Raw genomic sequence first — 20342 nt, 5'->3', positions numbered from 1 at the left:
CTTTTCTATGTTCAATAAACGCACATGTTACTTCACATTCACATAAGTCGGACTAGCCGTAATGTAGTACGTATTCCCTTTCGAATTGTGTGCCTTATACTGCGGATAGCCGTTTACATCAACTTTAGCATCGATAGTAAAGCCGAGTCCTGCGTCAACAGTGCCCGCTAGGTATGATTTATTCCACGTAGCTTTCGTATAGAAGTTCAAGTCGTTTACTTTCGATACGACACGTTTACCTACAACTTTAGTATTCTCGTTATTACTACCTTTGTCATAACGAATATAAGACGAATCATACTTAATCCATTGGTCACCGCCTAAGTTTAACCACTTACCGTTAGGCCCATTTACTTCGCCCCAAACTTGGTATGCTTCCGGTTTATTTAACTTACGAATCTTAGAAAAATCAGCGCTCGGGCCTTTTCGTAAGTTAACGTTAGTTCCATCGATGTATGCAACACCGTTAGATGGCGTTACAGAGACATTAGCTTTCTCGCCCTCTGGCTTAGTAGGTTTTTCCGGCACTACGACAGACACTTCGTTATTGCCGTACGCTTTCTTTACATCAGCACGGAACTGAGCGATAGAGATACCGTGTGAAGCTAAGTATGCACGTGGGTCTTCGTGATCAGTACCGCCTAATTTACGTGTTACATCTTCGTGAGTCCATAAGCCTTGTTCGACTGTTAATCCGTTGTCTTTCAGGATTTTCGCTAGTAACTTAACGTAACGCTCATACGAAGATTTAAATTTCGCTGGATTACTAGATTCAGAAAGCTCAACGTGGACAAATCGTTTATTTGCCGCTGGCCCCGCACCGTATGCGATATACTTTGTATCAGCGATTTGAATCGTTTCGTTCCAGTCTACCGCAAAGTGAACGAAAGCATTCCGCCAAGTCCTAGCTTCATAGTTTCGGATATTAATAGCGGGCGCTTCCGGAGTAGCGGTTGAATGGGCAACGACACCTTCGTATGCACCAACTCCATATCGATAGGATTGCTTAGGTAAATCTGGGATTAACATACGATTGATTGATTCGGCAAACGCCCCACCCGTGAATGAAAAAAAAACTACCAGTATGGTAGCCATAGAGATTAATAGTTTGTTAATACGTTTCACTTTACGTCCTCCTTCGTATTTAAAATCTGTTTGATTTCCGTTACATCTTTCGATAGCGAACCGAATGCGGAGGCTTGCGTTTCGATTACCTCCTGGTTCCTCTCGATTACCGCTTGATATTTACCTTCGCGCTCCTTACTTTCTTTACGTGAATCGAAAAATAACCAAACAAAAAGGACTGCTAAGAGTCCTTGTGATAACGCTAATTTAAAAATTTCTTCCGGCATAAACATCGTCATCCTCCTTTATAGGCAATTAAAAAAAGACCAGCTTACGGCTGCTCCTGCTCTATTTGTGTGTTATTTTCATTAGTTGGTGTTGGCGGTTCTTGAGATGGATAATTCCCTGTAAGTGATGTATAACACTCTAAACAAATGTTCTTTTTCGCAAATCCCATATCTAGTGGGTACAAACGCGCTCCGCGTTTACATATTTCACACAGCGTAGCAATTCGAAACTTTACTGTCCCATCCATTTCTCTCCATACTTCGACCCTGCTAACACCGTTTAGCAGACCTGCATTATTTAACATATCAGCAGGTATTTGAACAAAAATCCCTGTCTCTGTACGCTCAGCATCCACCAGCCTCCCCATAAAAGGAAAGCTTTCACCTGCTTGAAGTGGCATCATTTGATTCTCATCCATTCTTACTTCTCCTTTCTATCCAAGTGCATTAAATTTCCAACCACTTGGAGTACTCGCATAAAAACCTGCTCCAGCATTACCGTCTGTAAAACGAATATGCCCCCATTGTTGGAATCCACCCCCACCTAAGTTAACTCCCTGCATTGCTCGTATATTCCTAAAGATTTTAACTTCTTTTTCAGTACTTATATCAAACGTTTGTCCGTCTGGTGCTGGAGTTATATTATTATTCACACCACCTATAGCAAGTCCGTTAAACGGCTGAATGCCATCTGCTCTTTCTGCTGCAGCACGATCCCAATTATACATAGATGCATATTTGCCACTGTATAGCGTTACACCACTTACACAAATCGCTGTCCCTTGTCTCATGTCAGCACTTCCAGAACAAACTTTAATAATCAATGCATGTTGTTGTGGAATATAGTTTTTCGGCACTTTAAAGGTAAATGAATATCGTCTGATTTCTCCATAAAATGTAGACGGCTCAGGGAAGTCCATCTTTTGTTCACTCAATATGTCGTAACTTACGTTGTCTCGGAATTTAACGCAGCATACATGTATTCTCGGTTTTCCTGTCTTTCGCACGCCATTTATCATGGCAGTTCTAAAGTGTGCGGATGCTGTATATTCGTTACCAGGATGTATCCCATTATTCACGATTGCTTCTGGATAGTTATACATATCTACCCTTGCAGCATTCACCATTTGCTCGTAATCGAATATATGTGTATTCTTTTCTATTACGACATTTCCCCATGACTTCCAAGTAAGGCCGTATCCACCTTCAAACCCATAATAATCTGAATTGCCAATGTTTTTCTTTGTAACACTAGAAAAGTCTGGATCAGCTATTAGGTTTCGTCTTGATACCGCAGTTGTTTTTGTACCCCATTCGTCTTGGAATAGGAAATCTAGCATTTTAACAGTTACACCATCTTTATCAATGGTTATCTTATCACCATCAATTCTAATAAGATTTGTGTCAATGCCTTTTGCTGTTAACCATTTGACCATTGTATCGGCATTAATATTCAGTTTCTCAGCGTCGATTGTAATCTTACCAGGTGACATATTGATAGAAGTAATGATACCGTCTTTTAAAATTTGTGCTAAGATCCCTTCATCTAACACTTCTAACCTAGATTCCGTTTTCTTTACATAGGCATTATAAGTCTCATTTATAAACGTTTCTTGTTTTCCAGAGATGATTGAAACGCCTTTTTCAGTAGCACTAATACTTCTTTCTAATTCAGTTACTTTTTTAGTGTAATCTTCAGTTGCTATCTTATCGGCCATTTCTTCCATGATTTTATCTTTATCTACAATATCAACAGGGTTCTCCATAAATGAAGAAGGTTTATCGCCGATCTGTAACATAGGTTGCGCTACCCACAGTTTTCCATTTCTACGCAGCCAGTATTGTACTTGTACTTTTTTCGTTCCTTCTACAAGTAGACCAAACACATGATGTCTTACCCACATTCCTTGTGTTAACGTAATCTCTTGTCCGTATTGCTTTAACACATTTCCATTTGCATCTAAGCATTTCAGCTCCATTTTCGCACCATTATCAATGCTAGACTTATTATCTGTATAAAAGTATGCAGAAAAAACGTAATTCCAACCAGGTCCGGCATTTATAACTTCATGTGAAGCACCTCTGTATACGTCTGCTGTATTTCCCGTGGAGATTGTACGAAGTGTATTACAACCCTTATATAAAACGGTTGTATCTCTTGTTGTGCCTGATTGAAGAATCCAATATTTTGTATCATTCTTCCAAAGAACATTCCGTAATACAGTTTGATTACCGATTCCGCCAACATAATCTTCAACATCTTTTATTTCAACTTTTCCTTCCAAAGCTTTGGCAGTAGTTTCCCAACCTGCTTTAGCCTCCTGTAACTGTGTACCTTGTTTAGTTTGTATCTCTTGTAAACTAGTAACTTTTTCTTTAATACCGTCCGCTGTTTTCTCTACAGTAGTCACACGCTCGCTAAAATCGAGTTGTGTTTTTTCTACCGTTTTAATATTTTCTTTAATACCATTCACACTTTTTTCAATCTCGGTTGTTTTTTTAGTGAATTCCTCATTCGTTACTTGATTTTCTGGAGCTGGTGTCCAATCCTGTGGCTTATTACCTTTATATAAAGCAACCCATTCTACAGTTGCCTTTGTAGCATTATTTGGATAATTATATAAATTTAATCTTCGTTCATTCCCGCTTGTAGTTGCAACAGCTTTGAAAGTTACATAAGTTATTCCGTTAGCATAGACACTTGTTGCATATCCAACATTATTTGAACCACCATTCTGCCAAATTCCAAATTGTTGGCCTTGTGGGACACTTCCTTTAATTACAAAAGTATATTCCTCACCTGCAACAAAATTTTCAGTTAGAGAATATGGATTGATTAGATAATCTGTTTTTTCGTATTTAGTATTTGAATCTAATAACAGATTACGACCTCCAGCTTTATCGTTATTAACTTTCTTTTCTACGCTCTCCAACTTCTCACTAATCTGGCCAGCTTTTTCTGTAATTTCAGTTGTGGTTTTCTTTAGATTATTAGTTGTTTGCTGCACCTCAGAGATTGTCTTTTTCGTACCTTCAGCAGTCTCTACCACTGTATTTAATTTTTCAGTGATTTCACCGTCTTTTTTTGTTAAAGTTTCAATAGATTTGATAAAACCTTCGTTGGTCTGTTTCATTTCAGAGACAGTTTTGTCAATTTCACCTTGAGAGTTTTCTACATTTTTAATAGTTAGAGAAACTTCCTGAAGATTTTCTGTTACTTCCTTGAATTGTCCATTTGTCTCTTTTTGGGCTTCTTCTACTTTTTTATCTAATTCTTCTTTTGTGGACTGAATATCCTTATTAACCTGCTCCAGTGTATCTTTCTTAACTGACTCCACATCAGGAATAAGAAGCTCCCAATCTTTCCCGTTCCATACTTTTAAAATACCTGGTTTACCGGTGCTAATATCTCGCCATATCGTATTACCAATTTGAAGATTCTCTGTGGGCGGCTGCTTAGATTCAATGATATTTACAGTATTATTTTTTAGATTTTCTTGAACTTTTTCAGCGAGTGTTTTCGCTGCTTCGGATTCTTTCTTAGCATTACTAGCTGTTTCGTTTGCATCTTTCACTAATTTATCTAACTGATCTATCAGCTCTTGTTTATTACCTAATGAGCCCAAGATTCGATTGTAAATTTTTCGTAGTTCTTCGTTTGGATCAGTAATTTCGCGATAATCACCAAACACATATTTATCTTGTGTAGGGTCCGTAAAAGATTCATCACCAGCAATTACACGTGCTTCAAGGTATAACTTAGGTGTGAATCCTGTATCTTTGATTCGAATCGTATCGCCCTCATTAATTAGTTCATGTGCTAGTCCGAAAATACGTCCAATCGATTGTGCTTCTACTTCATAAGAAACTGAAGAATTGACACGCTTCTTTAATTCCGTCTTCATCAAAGTCATTAATCGCTGCGGTGTCATGTTTTGGTCTTCTGTTTCTGGAGTATAGAAACCAAATTTATGTTTTCCTTGCTCATTCCACCGTTGAAATGCTTCATTATCTACGATGTAAGGAATTCCATTGTTGATACTTTCAATCGTAATAAGTTTGTCACCTTCGCCCCGTACAAATCCGACTAAGGCAGTACAAATATCCCTGGAATGTTCAATGCGTCTAACGCCTACTAAGTCTTTTCTCAGGGTTATTTCCTTCCCTGTTTCTCTCCCTCGTTTCTTTATCATATCAACGTACCATCCAGTAATTTGAGAACCGGATACTTCAACGCGATATTGGATTTCTAACTCAAACAAAGCAGCGATTTTCTTTAAAAAAGTGAGAGGATCAATAAACTCGTCAATAGTCATCGTGTGGAATGACGAATAATCCGTTATTCCACGTTGCCATTTTGAATCCACAAGAGCAATATCGATAAACGTATTAACTGTTTCGCTCTCTATACGTTGAGGTTTAATAATCCCATCTTTAGCTATTTGAACCCAGGCACCAGAAGCATGTACGGTGATTGATCTATCCCTTGAGTCTTTTTCAACTTCGTTATTTATAACATACGGAACAATACGGCCATCACGTACTTCCTTTAAGACTAAGTTCTGTTGTTGTAATGTAATTGCATGTGGAGTACCATCAAAAGTTTTAAACTCTAGCATATCAATGTTATTCTTGATTTCCCAATGACGGTTATCCCCCCAATAATCTTTTGATTGAATAACTGATATAATCTGATCTGTTTTGAAATCAACAACATGAAGTAACCCACTCGGTGTTCTCATCTAAATCGCTCCCTATATTTAACCTTTGCTGTTCCTATATCGGAAGGCATGATTTCAAGTTTATTAGTACCTTTATTGATAACAGGAAAATTACTAAAAATATCTTTTATGTTAATAGCATTTTTCCCTTCAATACTGACATGACTGGTTTCTGTATCAATCACGACTTTATCACCAACATCGACTATATAAGGCGGTGTATTTTGATTATTTAAATTTACTTTCCAAAATTTCAAATCAGAAACTGTCATCGCTTCTACTGGCGGAACATCTTGCCACTGCATAATACTAATCTGTATTTGAGCTGCTTTTTCCATATGTTTATTGTCTTTATCGGTCCATCTTGCAAAGCGTTCTGAATCATCTTTTTCTGTTCCAGGAAGAAATTTTGAAATATACGCTTCCCATACATTTCCTGTTCTAGCTATCCACAATCGACCAAAATATTGATTCCATGTATTCGGATAATCACCACTCTCATAAATCAACCCTGTTTTCCCTGGCTTGTTATCGTATCCAATAACCATCGTTCCAAAATTTTGTTCGGCTTGCCAAAAGAGATCATTCATAGCAATTTTTGAAAGCACCTTACTATTTTCGTCTAATATCGCTATCTCAACCCGTCCCATTTCATTAATCTTTTTACTTTTACATGTAACGTGGGCTTGCATAATAAAATCTTTTACTGGCCCACCAGGAATACTCTTCTTAACAGCCGCGCCATGCCATCCATTACCCGATCCATAATCCGAACAATAGAATTGGTAACTATCTGTTTTCATTTCACCAACTGGATTACCGTCTTCCATAGAACTAACCTTACTCCACCCTACAGTTGTGGACATTTCATCCCATATAAGACGTTGATTTCTTTCTACAGGCAATTGCTCCATTTTTAATGGCATTCCAATACGGAAATAATCTCGATCACTTAAAGATGCCCCACTGAACCATACATCTAAAAATGTGTTTGGTTTCGTAATATCAATCTCAATGATAGGGTTAGAATGGACAGTACCTTTATTTTGGATATTAGCAACTAATCCATTAACTTCTTTTTTAAAGTCAACCGTTTGCTCTTTTCCTAACTTATACGGCATTGGACATATTAGTGTAATAGTTGCTTGATGAATATTAGATTTTTCTAAAGTCTCCGCTACAGATTCCTTAGTCCCGTAATACACAATATCTGGTTCGTCTGTGAAGGTGATTTTTACAGGTTCCTCTGTATCTAATAAACCATTTAATTCGTCTATTCGTTTCCTCAGTTCAAAAAGAGAGACTCCCTTAAGAGAGAAATCTACTTCTAATACTCTCTTGGGAGTCCTTTTATTCAAAAAATATGAACCTGGGCGATGAGGTACCGTTAACTCATTAATTTCGTCACTTAAAATTCCGCGACCTCTTATATCGTTAACCATAAAAAATCCTTTTTCATATTTTTGCTCGAAGTATTCTTCTAAATTAATTCCATTAAAAACTAGCAATCTACCGCCCTCCTTTAAATACATCTCTACGTTTTCTAACCGCTTCTTGCTCGCCAGTAATATCGTCAACGAATCTCGCAAACTCTTGCTTACCAAGTTGGACGTTAATATACGCTGGTTGCTTATCTCTAGACGTATGGTTATCGTATTGACTCGGCTTATACATGTTTGGCGTTGGTTTAGCTGATTGATACGCACCTAACCCGCTTACTCCTCTCGGTATTGTTACGCCTGTATCCACCGCTAACATTTCCGGCTTCATCCAATCAGACATTTGTTGCGTCGTACGTTGCACCGAACTTTTCATTCCGTCAACACCGTTAATCCAACCCTGCATCATGTTTACGCCGATCATGTCGCGCATCCAACGGGAAGGAGAGTGAATCGAAAATAGTCCGGTAAGCTTGTCCTTAATACCGTTACCTATCTCGGTTACCTTGTCCCAAACACGACTAGCCATCGAAGTTATTCCATTTAGCATACCTTCCATGATGTTCTTACCGATATCCATTAGGTTAATCCCTTTTAAGAACGAGATGATTTTATTCCATATATTTGATACCGTATTAGACATTGCGTCTAGGATACTTGAAGTCGCGGAACTAGCTGCATTCCAACCCGTAGAAATAATATTTCCAACCGCTGAAATTACTGATGAAATCACATTACGTATTCCCTCGAATATAGATTTGACTACATTCCATACCGCATTTAATATGCTAGAGAAAATCGATTGGACTAAATTCAACCCGTTACGTACGATTACACCTATTAAAGAAATCGCTCCATCAATAATACTTTTAATTAACGACATTACATTTGACGTAATCTCCTTAACCGCGTCCCATGCGCCACTCCAATCACCTTTCAATATCGACGTAAATAGTTTGATTATGTTCGTAATGATGCCAATAACAGATTTAATAACGCCCATTACCGCTGGGAATACGGCTTGCACGATCTGTAAAATGAATTGAATTGCTGGAATTAATACGCCTTTAATAATCTCGGCTGCACTTTGTAACAATGCTGAAATTATAGGAATTACAGCCTGAATAATTGCTTGAATTACCGGAAAGACTTCTTGCACCGCTTGTAAGATCAGCGGAACTACAGTCGTAGCAACTATCGTTATAATTTCACCGAACAATTTAATAATTTCTATGATTATAGGAATTGCCGTCTCAATAATCGATTGAATGATAGGAAATACCTCTTGTACAACCGTTAGTATGACCGGTATCATCTCTTGCGCTACAATTACAAGAATCTCACCGAAAGTCTTTATCAGCATTACCCATATACCAACCGATGCTTGGATAACGTTTAATATTGTCGGGAACACTTCTTGTGCTACTTGTGAAAGCATCGGCATTACTTCAGCCGCTAATTCTGCAAACATTTGAGATAACTCCTGAACTACTTGCGTAATTGCAGGCATGATTTCAATCGTGGTATCAGCGAATAGTTTCATTAGATCCGTAACCATAGGCATGATTAATTGAATGTTTTCTCCGAATAACTTAAATAAGTCCATTGCTACCGGCATTACTTGTTTTACAACGTCTCCAAAAAGACTCATAATAGTCGTACCTAACTCACCAAACGCTGCACCTAATTCTGCAAATGCCGGTTGTAGTGATGCGAAACTTTCCATGATGACTTGACCGGTCTTTTGAAACTCCGGTGCTAACGGCGCAAAAGCGTCGATAAAACCTTTCGCTAGTGAAGTAATTATCGGCATGATTACAGAAGCAACCGTGCTAAATACACTCTGAATTGATTCCCAAGCTGACATCAATGCTGCTTTTGCCTGATCATTCGTATTCACAAGTTTGAATATCGTAGCGCCTAATGAAGCGACAATAGCGATAACCCAACCAACCGGACCAGACACACCTAAAAACGATAATCCTAAACGTACGATTAACGGTGTTAGTGTAGCGATTGTGTTACCGATTGATGAGAATGATGCTTTTATAAAATCTACAACCGGTGAAATCGCTGCCCCCATACCTGAAAACTTAGCGGTTAATCCTTCAATAGCTGAACCGAAAGCCCCACTTATACTCTGACCGATACTGCTTAACGTAGCGGTTACAGAACTAAAAAAGGCACCTATCGCAACGCCCATCGCTGAAAATTTAGCGGGGATTGTTGCAAGATACGCACCAAATGAGTCAAATGCCGCTTTCATAGATTCCACGGCTGATATAGTTGTAGTTTTAATCGATTCCCAAGCGCTATTTACTGCGTTACGGAATGTTTCGTTGTGTTTGTATAGTTGGACGAGTGCCGTTCCTAGTATGGTTAAAATTGCAATAGTTGCACCAATAGGTCCCGTTAGAAATGTGAAGGCAGCTCGTAATCCCACCATTGCCGCACTCGCAAGTTTCGCGACCATTGTGCTTTTACCTAGCCAACCGACTAACGCACCAAACGCTGTTATTGTGGCTCCTATACTACTAATAAAAACTCCTAGTACCGCCATGAAGACTGTAAATACTGAAACGGCTGTAGCTACTGTAGCAATCACCGTTTTTATCGTCGGAGATAACCCATTAAATCCATCAGCTAATTTCTTAATAACGTCAGCAATAACCGAAATTGCGGGCGCTAATGCATCTGTAAATGCGCGAGCTGCTACGTCAATAGACGACTGCATCTTAACAATTGCACCTGCCCAACCTTCAAGCATTGAGTCCGCTGCTTTTTTCGAAGCACCATCCGATTTAATGAGAGATTGCGTTAATTTATCGATTTTCTCCGGACCTGCTGAAACGAGCGCCATCATACCAGAAACAGCTTCTGTACCGAATATCGTGGCTAACGCCGCGCCTTTTTGAGCGCTTGTCATTCCGTCCATACCTTTTTGTAGTTCACCGATAATTTGAGAGAGTGACTTCATATTCCCGCTACTGTCAGTCGTAGTAACTCCTAACTCTTTCAGCATATTCGCCGCTGCTTTCGGCGGTTTAACTAAACGGAGCATTGCCGATCTTAACGCTGTACCTGCCGTTTCACCCTTGATACCCGCGTTAGACATAATGCCGACGGATGCTGCAAGTTCTTCCATTCCAATACCCAACTGTGCTGCCGGACCTGCCGCGTACTTAAAGGCATATTGCATATCGTACACGCCTGCGGCGGTTGCATTTGCTGCTTGAGCAAGGACGTCCGCTACGTGCCCACTATCCTTCGCTTCCATACTAAATGCATTTAATGCGGAAGTTATCGTATCAGCTACCATACCAAGGTCCTCACCCGACGCTGCTGCCGCTGATAAAACACCAGGCAATGCGTCAGTTGCTTGCGCTGCTTCGAATCCTTTCGCCCCTAGTTCCGCATACGCCGCCGCTACTTGTCCAGTTGAATATACGGAGCTGGTCGCCATTTCTAATATATCTTTCTTAACTTGTCCATATGCACCGCCTGTAAGTACGGCCGCTTTTCTCGTTTGTTGCTCGAATTCCATCGAGTTTTTAATCATACTTCCGAAAGCTTTACCAGAAGCATAAGCAAGTGGTGCAAACGCCGTCGTCATATTTTGTCCAACTGATTGTATCCTACGTCCCATTTCCTGTGCTTGATTACTTACATTTTGAAACGTCCGTTGCCAACCTGACATATCAGGTGGTGGCGATGGTCTAGGTATTTGCGGTGGGGACGGAATATTAGGAGCTGGTATATTAATTGGCTGACTTACTGCTTGATGAAAATTACGCCAAAGCTGGGTTGCTTGTGTTAAGCTACTCCGTAACGACGATATATCAGCTAATAACTGCACTTCTACTCTGTTTTGACTAATAACTATTCACCGCTTTTTCCGTTTTGACTTCGTAACGCCCGTTCGATATCATCGAATAAAGACTCGTTTGCGTGAATCTTTTTCGTAAGTTGCTCACGCTCTTTTTCCTTCGCTTCTAACATTCGAGCGTTTTCAGGACGCTTATATATATCATCTAGACTCTTTACCTTCTCACTCTGAGCGTTTCGGTAAAATAGCGCTTGAACACTAGCAATCTCATAAGTATCAAGTAGACGCTCACGATAGCCGGTAAGCATAATGTGGTACTCCTTAATGCTTATCCGTTTAGATTCAAGCGTTGACATACCGAAATACCGAAAGCAATCTGCCTGTAAATCGTCGATGTTTATTCGTACAGACTCTCGAACGCTTTCTTCTCTTTCTCGCCCATGCTCGCTAGTAATTTGTTCACGGTCTTCTGGAAGAAAAAACTATTAAGAACAACTGCTTTATTGAACTTTAAGATGTCATCAAAAGATAACTCTTCAGATAATAATTGGCGTTCAATTTCTGCCTCAATATCTTTTTGCGTGATACCTTCACCTGTATGGATTAATCCGTAATAAATTACGTTAACGAAATCTTCAAGACCGCCTTGCATTGCTTTTTGTACAAATTCGAATGGGCCACCATTACTATCGATTAATTTGATTGCTTCAAAACCGTATTTAAGTTCATATTCTTTTCCTTTTACTTCAAAGCGTGTATATGATTTAGTCATTTATAAAAACCTCCATTAATAAGTTGATATTTTTTATAAAAGTAATAGGCGAAGGGGACTTCGCCTACTCATGAATTCTTTATGGTTGAACGACCGAACCGTCAGGTGCTCCAGGTGGAATTGTAGTAACTTTACCTACAGACAGACCACCGTTTAACTTAGCTTCAATAGAGTACTTAGAGAACTCTTCATTTTCATGAGAAAGTTCAACGCTACTTAACATAAATGTTCCACTTTTCGATTTGTACTCACCAGCTTTTGCGCTACGTAAAGAAACTTCGTGGATTTTAACCAGTTTCTTATTCGTAATTGCTTCCTCAATATAATCAAGTGCTTCATCACCTTCTGTACTTACGCCCTCGATAGATACAGACTGTGTTACATCCCCGTAATCACTACCGGATTTATCTTTTGTTTTTAATTCAATTTCACCAGCTTCAATAGAGCGGGAACCTGAAGTTTGGTTAAATAATCGAACTGTTTTAGAAGTGCTATCTGCTTGCGGGATATCGATTAAATATAACGTTTCTTTCCCTTTAAATTCTGGTGATGCTGCTTGTGCTGTTGTTGTTACTGTTGTTTCAGCCATCAGTATTCCTCCTTAATTTAAATCCTAATTGTGATAAAGCTAAGGTGTTTCGCCGTTACTTGAGTGACATCCGCTTGCGGAATAGGCTCACATGACGAAACTTCTGCATATAAAAAACCGATTAGTTTAGGTACCTTTGAACTTATGTTGTACAAGTCGATAGGCCGCCTTTCTAGTCGGTCGATGATTCTATCTTGTAATTCATTTCGGTTAGATACTGTATCGGAATACACACCGATTTGTATTAAATGATTTCGTGCGTAGTTATCTTTTGAATATCTGTCAATAGTTCCTGTTAATGACTCCACCGTAAGAAACGGTTTTTCTTTTCCAGTTAAAGAAACGCCATCATATATCCAAGTGGTCGGAGCGAATTCTTCTAGCGCTTTTTTTAGTGAATACATCACATCATTTACTGTAGTCATACTATAGACCTCTCGCTGTTCGTCGTATCGCTTTTTCTAAGTCAGTAACTAATGGTTGCTCTCCCTCAAACATCGTTTTACGCATAAAACCTTTTTTCGTTTTGTGAGTATATTCTTGAACAGCTGCATATTCAATATCTGAACCATACAACCATCCAGTTTTATCTCCATTTAAAGGTTTTACACTTGGCGGAATACTTCCCGCTAAATTACCGGATTCAACAGGAGCTCTGTTAGAAGCTGTGTTCGCTTGTAATCTCGCATGCTTTTCAACGGTATTCGCAACAGGCGTTTTATAACGATCAGAATTCATCATGCGGTAAATATCATCCATGCCTTTGATTCGTGCACTGACTTTCATTAAATCACCCTCTTTACGACTACTTCTCGACGGTTTATTCCGCCTAATCCTCGTTCATCAATCAGCATGATTACATATTTAATGCCGTTTCTCTCGAGGTAATTGACGTCATTTAAATTAATATCGAGACGGAAAGTAACAAGTGCTTCACCTTCTTTTACATCAGTTCCTAAAAACTTTGCTTTATCTTCTAACGTGAACTTTTTCCAAACGACTTGTACTGTTTCTTGAATATCTTCACCCGGAATTTCTTCACCTGTAATTGGATCAGTTTCCGTCATTCCTTTTCGCCAAATAACAATGGGTTCACGACGATTCTGTTCGATTAATTCACGATTGGCTCGAATTTGTTCAATGTCTTTTTCGGTTAACACTCGTTACTCCTCCTCACCGATAATGTAATTTAAACGAGATGAACACTGAGGATGCGGACTAATCAATTGAGTTAGCAAACTTTCAGGTATCTTTTTCGGATATCTACCCGGACCTAATCCGTAAGCGTCACGCCTAGCTAACTTGTAACACATATGCCGCGAGTGGTACCGATGTCGATGCCCGTTATCTACAATCTTGTAACCTGTAACGATATTACTCTCGTTTCCGTTGTAGATCGTGGCTGCTCGGTGCGTGTTATTACTCTCCGTAATTGCTACACGTTCGATTTTCCATTTCGAGTTATCATGTACTTCTCGTATTTTCTGAGAAATTGAACTAATGCTTTCACCTTTGAGTACAGCCGGCCGTATTACCGTCGTTAATTCTGCTCGCATGTCACCTGCTAGATTCCACACTCGATCAGACAAGACTAAACCGTCTTCTCCTCTCCGTTTTAACATATACCTCACAACTTGCTTATTTACGGAATTTAAATCCTTTATTTTCAATGGCGTTTCTGCGAGTTTAGAAGTTGTCCAATTCGACGTATCATTTATCATTTTTTCGAATGACACTCCTGCCTTCTTGCGAAACTCCTTTTCGTAATAGTCTAAATCCCGTAATAAGGCATTAAGTCTACCCCGTTTAATTACACCGTCTTTTTGGTAATCGTTAATTAAGTCCAGCAAAAAAAGACGGATTAGCATAATGGCGCCTACCGTCTCTTCTACTTGTTTTTCATTTTCTTTTTCGTATTGCTTCGATATCTTACCGAGTGCTTCGTCAAATTCACCTTGTAAATCGCTCACGAAACTACCTCCAATCTGCTCTCTTTGCAAATGTCTGACTAACGCCTTTGCCACGTCTGTATTTTCGATATTGTTTACGTGCGTCAGCCGCTAGTCTTTGGTAATTTGTGAAGATCATAGATTTATCTACAGCTTCTTCACCATCGGTATATTTAAAAAACCGAGCCGAATCTACTGCGATAGCTTCATAAGCAAACGTAAGCGCAAGATAAAATACCGCATTAGCGTTATCCTCTTCGGTAAAATCTGATTCAACTAAAGCTTCGGCTAGCCAAGCGTCAATGTCAGTCGACGTAACGCCTGGAACCTTTGATAATCGAGTCTGCAATCGTTCTGACACCGTCATTTGGCGTCACCTCCGTTATTCTGCTTTTTTAGTTGTCGACTTACCTCGTGGTTTAGGTCTTAGGTCTAAACGTTCAATAAATGGGGCCTTCTCGTCCAAAAATCCGATTTCACTTTCGTCTTCTGTTACATACTCACCTTGCGAATCAAATTGAATATGAAAATCCGGACGAATTAATTCATAGTTCGGTAATGTTTTATATTCCGCCATTTTATCGTCCTCCTTTCAATAAAAGGAGACGGTATTTAAACCGCCTCTAATTAAGATACTGTTTTAGAAATTCCGCTTAGTACAGCAATCGATTCTTTAGCATTCTTGATTTCGAAACCAAGTTCGCCGCGGATTACGCGAGAGAAGTAATCTCCACCTGGTAATGTTGCGTCTTGGTCATAAATTGGTGTTAAGTAGCGAGCCTTAATGTTATTCGTATCCAATAATAGCGCACGGTCTTTCGGCATATTTTGGTCAACAACTACGCTAGAAATCGCACCACCTGGTAAGTCAGACACGAACGATAAGATTTGGTAACCAGCGGCTGTATCCTGACGAGTCGTTTGAATAGTGTTACCGCCTAACTTAGTGATTTGTCGAGCTACATTCGGTGCGCATAAGATTGTATTTGCTGAACCACCTCTAACAAATACTTGTTCAACTGCATCATTTAACGATTTAGCATCGATTTCTTTACCTTTGAAGTCCTGAACGTGTGAACCTTGCTCACTAGCGAATGCAAATAAACCACCTGTAGAACGCGGTTGTTGTCCTGAACCAATATATTTACGTCCATAAATTAACGAGTTATTAGCTTCACGAATTAATTCTTGTAATCGTAAGTTGACTTGGTAATCTAGCTCGTCTTCTACGCCGTAAGTGTTTACTTGTTGTTGTGTACGAGATACAGAAGCGTATCTAGAGAAGATTTGTGAGAAGTTGAACGATACTAGACGATCATTGATTTCGTTTTTACGGAAAGTATCTTCACCTTCGGGGCGTGGTCGAGCAATAATTTTCAATTCACCTTTAGCTTCAATCGCTTCAGGCGTAGTTGAATCATACCCACGCTGTACTGTAATTTTATCTGCTAACTCATCCACTGCTACAATGCGTAACACTTCAAGACCGTTCTGCACTAATGCTTTCTCTGTAAATTTACGTGCTTCACCCGTACCTAACTCCAATTCTGTCACATCTGCCGCTGCGGCTGTCTTAACTATACCTGTATCGCTGTTTAAGTAATCGTTCTGCCATTCGAATTTAGTTTGCGTAAGTGCTTCGCCCGTACCAATAATACCGAATAAAACCGGTGCTTTCGTAAGGATTAAATCTACATTCGCCTGCATCTGACGAACCTGTTGTTGGAAATCATAAGTATTTGCTACTGCCATGTTTAATAGCCTCCTAATTGTTTTTTAATATAAAAAAGCCGTCGGTTTGGAACCAACGACTAATCTACTTCTTCGATTTTAATTCGAGTATTTTGTTATATAATTGCGTAACCTTACCAGCAAGCTTTGGATTTTTTAACGCTTCAGCCTTCGTTTCTGTTAATTCTTTTTCTAACGCTGATAATTCATTAGCTTTCGGATTGGTTACGGGATTAGAACCGCCTGACGCATCTACTCCGATTACTTGTTTGAACATCCACGGCTTACTTGCTTTTAAAGCCTCGACTGCTGACTCTACGCCCTGGATGTTTCCTTCTTCATCGACATTAATTTCCGACTTATCTAATAGCGCCAATACATCGTTTGGGTCGTTTGCATTCAAATATCGTGCAACACTTTTAATTTCGGTATTCAAGATTCGAGCGTTTGCCTTTTCTTGTGCTTTCTGCGCTAATTCGGAAGCTTCAATCGCTTTTTTAGCCGCTTCATCTTTTTCAGCTTGCAAACGTTCCACTTCAGTCATTTCTTGTTTCTTTCGTTCTTCTTCCGCTTGCTCAAACGCAATTAATTTCGCTTTAATATCATCATAGTCTTCGTATTTTTTGCGCTCACGTTCAAGTCGTTTAGCAACTACTTCATCGACCTGTTCTTGTGTAAGAGTTTTCGTATCTTCCTTTATATCCGTTACGACAACATCCTCTTTTACTACTTCACTCATGTTATTACCTCCAACCGTTTTAAGCCCGTCGGCTATGGTTTTATTCATCCGAAAGTTTAATGCCATTCCGTAAGGCCTATTTACATCACTCTTTATAAGGGTCCTGTGTTTGTCTTTTAAGTTGACGTTCTTGAATAATCTCCATAAACTTCTGTTCTGCATTTTCTTTACCACTTCGTGTAATAGCGCCTTTAATAGATTCAATTTCGTTGGATATTTCTTCTCCTAGCTGTTCTATTAGTGCTTTTTGATCTTGCGGTAAAGGTAATCCGAAAATAATCTCGCTAGAGTAATAGTCGTCTATCTTTGCGAGCATTTCCTTATCGTACTTAAAACGTGGGTGCTCTTGTCTCGCTTTCATATATCTAAGGATATATTCGTTTAGTGTCTGCAAACGCGATTGCCATATTACCCATGAACGTTGAGTCTTCGATATAATCGAGCTAAACATAAGTTGAACGGCCATATCGTTAATTCCTCCGGTGTTCATGTCGGCTGTATTTACGATTGGTACCTCCGCTTTTTCATGTAGTCGTTTTTGCAAACGGTCAAGATATGCTTCAATCGTTTCCTTAAACTTAAATCCGCTTTCTAACTTACTTGCACTCGGTACTCCGCTTTCTTTATCTCCATCGCCGAGATTCCATTTCGCACCTGGAGCGATTTGTAACGGATTCTTCGGATCCTCGTCTACATTAACAAGTAGATTAATAGCGAACATTTCAAAACGAATCGCGTCCGAGTAATCCGACATCTTACGGTCAATCTCTTCCGACAGTTCAATCGTTTTTTCTAATTCACTATAACCGGTAGTTCGACCGCTTAGTTTCTCGGTAGGAACGTGCACTACCGGAATAAAATCGAGACCCATTGATGAACGCTCAACCCTCGACTCCTGTACGTTTAAATCTCCGTCATGAACGGCCTCTTCAATTTCGCAATCATATTTTCCAGCTTCTTCGTGCCATACCAGGTAATATGAAAGTTTCCACAATCGAGTTTGTTCATCGTCAAGCCATGCAATGAAATGCACAGCATCTAACTGATCCTTATCCCATTCGTTGTGTACCGCAATGACTTCCGTAGATGGATGCCAAATGATTTTAAACTCTCCACGTCGGTTATCGAAATGAATACGTGCGTAAACACCCGTTCTAGAAATCGAACGGTCTTTTGCTGCGGCTAACAGCTTTTCGTGCATTCGATTATCGTCCCAAACCCACGTTAATAATCGCTCTTTTGCTTTTGCTCGACTATTCTCCGTCTGCTGTTCTTCACTAGGTGTATAGCCTGGTTGAATCATTAGTGCTGGGTCGTCTAAGACATCGGGTGGGACTGTTACTTTCGGTTCCTTCTCGAATTGCCAAGCCGCAATCGTATCGACTATCTTTCGTGGATAATTAAGTTCTAATTTCGTAGGCTCATAATCCAGTTGTGACGGCTTTGTATAATCAGACCAAACATTCAAGTCTCCGTCATATCGTCGATATAGCCTGATTTCATCAAGGATTCTTTGCCATTCGGTGTCTCCTAATGCTGTACGTATAGGGGCGACATACTCGATGGGATTCATTAGATTCCTATCAGGGGAAATTCGCATATGTTACCTCCTTTCTTTAATATCGATAGTTACCGGCGTTTCCTGCTTTTCTTTTACGTCCTTTGTCCGTAACTGAAACAGCCATCTCTAAACTATCAGGTAAGTCATCGTGCATATTCGTTCCATAGTATTGAAACTGCTCAAGTAATAACGAATGCCTTCTGTCAAATTGGATTTCTCCGTTTTCTATCCGCGGTAACAACGCCTCTAAACGTAACTCTTTTCGAGAACGTTGCTTAATTTTGAATAAACGAGTCATTGCCGGATAACCTTTTTCGATTAACCGTTTAGAAAGCATATCCGCAAAGAATTCCTGCGCTGCTTGCGCCTCAACCGCTATTGCATCCGGTCGAAAATGAAGAACTTTATCAACAATAACTTTCATAAACTTGTCGGGGTGTAATCGTTCGCCATACGAATCGATAACGTAAATTGTATCTGTCTCTTTATGCTTGGCCACGATTGAAATTGCGGAATAATCGCCTCGTTCTTTCCCCATCGCTAAGTCAACTCCGATGGAGACGAAGTATTCTCCGCTAAGGAAGTTACGGTTTATTTGTTTATCATTCCAGTAATTGAAATTATCAGGATTGAATACCATTACTTCCTCATCTATAGGATTGTTCTGTAGCTCAGTATTAAACGCTTTGCTACCGTTATCCCATTTGAACTTCATTAATTTAAATACCGGCTGTACTTCTTCCCAAAGTACCTCAGCGCCTTCTACCATTTCGTCATGATGTGCCGTAAAGAACAGTTCAGCGTCTCTTGCTCTCGATTTATTCTTTCGATCTTTATAAATACGTTCACATTCCGCCCATAAATCTTGTCGAGTAGGCGGAGTAATTAGTGCTCTGTATTTACGAGATTCAAAGTCGGAACGTCGCTCCATAATATCGATTAATAATGATTGCGGATGAACTGTCGTACCCATAAATACGATTGCTGTCCGCTTACCTTCCGGATCACCTAACGGAATAACTACCTGAGCGAACCAATCCTTTAATTCCTGGCGTAGTTGAGCCGTATTAGTATTACGCTTATCTTCCAAGTCATCACACACGATTAAATCCGGGCGCTTACCGTTCCAGTTTCGACCACGCAATGCTTGTCCAGTGGAAGCCGCTTGAACTAACGTTAGTAATTTCTTATCGTCTTTCCCTTTCGGTTCCCATGCGATAAACTCTGACGTATTATCCCTCGGATTCATTTGTTGCTTCGTATGTAACAACGATCCGAAGTCACGTCGTAGCTTATCGTTAGATTGTAGTTGTAGCTTAATCCACTCTAAGTTGGCGCTGGATACCGAAGGAGTTTCCGAAATTAATATGATGTAGGCTCTCTTCCGGTAACAAATTTCATGAATCGGAAAAGCCTTCGATAAATAAGACGATTTTGCATGCGAACGAGGTGCGGCAACTGCTACTCGTTTGTTTATTTCATCGTTAGATACTACGTTCATAATGTCGCATATTTCTTCGTGGAAATTCGGTGCGTATTCCGTGATGTTGTCTAAGTTAAAGCCTTGCGGAACTTGAAATTCTGGTATCCAGTTACCGGTGTTTTCTTTATTTCGATTTTCACCGAAGTAATTGTAAGCGAAGAAAAGTAAATCCGTTTCTCC

19 protein-coding genes are annotated in these 20342 nt (G+C 39.7%); all 19 read right to left on the bottom strand.

The annotated features are described in order from the left end of the window. Nucleotides 1-27: 27 nt before the first annotated feature. Nucleotides 28-1125 carry an N-acetylmuramoyl-L-alanine amidase gene (locus BLT20_RS09160; protein ID WP_073339567.1) on the bottom strand — a complete coding sequence of 366 codons (1098 nt, stop codon included), beginning with the start codon at nt 1123-1125 and terminating at the stop codon, nt 28-30. After that, nucleotides 1122-1358 carry a BhlA/UviB family holin-like peptide gene (locus BLT20_RS09155; RefSeq protein ID WP_000480958.1) on the bottom strand — a complete coding sequence of 79 codons (237 nt, stop codon included), beginning with the start codon at nt 1356-1358 and terminating at the stop codon, nt 1122-1124. Before BLT20_RS09155 ends, BLT20_RS09160 begins: the two co-directional genes overlap by 4 nt. Nucleotides 1359-1396: 38 nt before the next feature. Further along, nucleotides 1397-1771 (bottom strand): hypothetical protein, encoded by a 375-nt coding sequence (locus tag BLT20_RS09150; RefSeq protein WP_073339564.1) that lies wholly within the window; start codon nt 1769-1771, stop codon nt 1397-1399. Nucleotides 1772-1786: 15 nt separating this feature from the next. After that, a complete protein-coding gene (locus BLT20_RS09145) occupies nt 1787-6094 on the bottom strand; it encodes a phage tail spike protein (RefSeq protein ID WP_073339562.1) in 4308 nt (1435 codons plus the stop codon). Then, nucleotides 6091-7581, bottom strand: coding sequence for a distal tail protein Dit (locus BLT20_RS09140; RefSeq protein WP_232485722.1), 1491 nt, complete (start codon nt 7579-7581; stop codon nt 6091-6093). Before BLT20_RS09140 ends, BLT20_RS09145 begins: the two co-directional genes overlap by 4 nt. Before the next feature lies 1 nt (nt 7582). Then, nucleotides 7583-11368, bottom strand: a complete 3786-nt coding sequence (locus BLT20_RS09135) for a phage tail tape measure protein (RefSeq protein WP_083605818.1) — start codon at nt 11366-11368, stop codon at nt 7583-7585. A 23-nt stretch (nt 11369-11391) separates the two neighbouring features. Next, nucleotides 11392-11694, bottom strand: coding sequence for a hypothetical protein (locus BLT20_RS09130; RefSeq protein WP_073339557.1), 303 nt, complete (start codon nt 11692-11694; stop codon nt 11392-11394). Nucleotides 11695-11735: 41 nt separating this feature from the next. Then, nucleotides 11736-12110, bottom strand: coding sequence for a tail assembly chaperone (locus BLT20_RS09125; protein WP_073339553.1), 375 nt, complete (start codon nt 12108-12110; stop codon nt 11736-11738). Between the two features lie 79 nt (nt 12111-12189). Beyond that, a complete protein-coding gene (locus BLT20_RS09120; RefSeq protein ID WP_073339550.1) occupies nt 12190-12699 on the bottom strand; it encodes a phage major tail protein, TP901-1 family in 510 nt (169 codons plus the stop codon). A gap of 17 nt (nt 12700-12716) precedes the next feature. Beyond that, nucleotides 12717-13124 (bottom strand): hypothetical protein, encoded by a 408-nt coding sequence (locus tag BLT20_RS09115; RefSeq protein WP_073339547.1) that lies wholly within the window; start codon nt 13122-13124, stop codon nt 12717-12719. A 1-nt stretch (nt 13125) separates the two neighbouring features. After that, nucleotides 13126-13485: a hypothetical protein gene (locus BLT20_RS09110; protein WP_073339544.1), complete on the bottom strand. Its 360-nt coding sequence runs from the start codon at nt 13483-13485 to the stop codon at nt 13126-13128. Continuing rightward, on the bottom strand, nt 13485-13859 hold the full coding sequence (locus BLT20_RS09105) for a hypothetical protein (RefSeq protein ID WP_073339542.1): 375 nt from the start codon (nt 13857-13859) through the stop codon (nt 13485-13487). Before BLT20_RS09105 ends, BLT20_RS09110 begins: the two co-directional genes overlap by 1 nt. A 3-nt stretch (nt 13860-13862) precedes the next feature. Then, nucleotides 13863-14669 carry a hypothetical protein gene (locus tag BLT20_RS09100; protein ID WP_073339540.1) on the bottom strand — a complete coding sequence of 269 codons (807 nt, stop codon included), beginning with the start codon at nt 14667-14669 and terminating at the stop codon, nt 13863-13865. Between the two features lie 4 nt (nt 14670-14673). Further along, the gene (locus BLT20_RS09095; RefSeq protein WP_083605817.1) at nt 14674-15015 is read right to left on the bottom strand and encodes a hypothetical protein; all 342 of its coding nucleotides are present in this window, start codon (nt 15013-15015) and stop codon (nt 14674-14676) included. Nucleotides 15016-15030: 15 nt separating this feature from the next. Further along, entirely contained in the window at nt 15031-15225 is a 195-nt protein-coding gene (locus BLT20_RS09090; RefSeq protein WP_073339537.1) for a hypothetical protein, read from the bottom strand. A gap of 50 nt (nt 15226-15275) precedes the next feature. Beyond that, nucleotides 15276-16400: an SU10 major capsid protein gene (locus BLT20_RS09085; RefSeq protein WP_073339534.1), complete on the bottom strand. Its 1125-nt coding sequence runs from the start codon at nt 16398-16400 to the stop codon at nt 15276-15278. Between the two features lie 64 nt (nt 16401-16464). Continuing rightward, entirely contained in the window at nt 16465-17118 is a 654-nt protein-coding gene (locus BLT20_RS09080; protein WP_073339531.1) for a phage scaffolding protein, read from the bottom strand. An 85-nt stretch (nt 17119-17203) separates the two neighbouring features. Then, nucleotides 17204-18718 carry a phage portal protein gene (locus BLT20_RS09075; RefSeq protein WP_073339528.1) on the bottom strand — a complete coding sequence of 505 codons (1515 nt, stop codon included), beginning with the start codon at nt 18716-18718 and terminating at the stop codon, nt 17204-17206. Nucleotides 18719-18734: 16 nt separating this feature from the next. After that, nucleotides 18735-20180: a phage terminase large subunit gene (terL, locus tag BLT20_RS09070; RefSeq protein WP_073339525.1), complete on the bottom strand. Its 1446-nt coding sequence runs from the start codon at nt 20178-20180 to the stop codon at nt 18735-18737. Nucleotides 20181-20342 lie beyond the last annotated feature (162 nt).

It is taken from the genome of Bacillus sp. cl96, from assembly GCF_900100505.1.
GTDB lineage: Bacteria > Bacillota > Bacilli > Bacillales > Bacillaceae_G > Bacillus_A > Bacillus_A cereus.
This window is presented reverse-complemented; position numbering and strand designations above follow the sequence as displayed.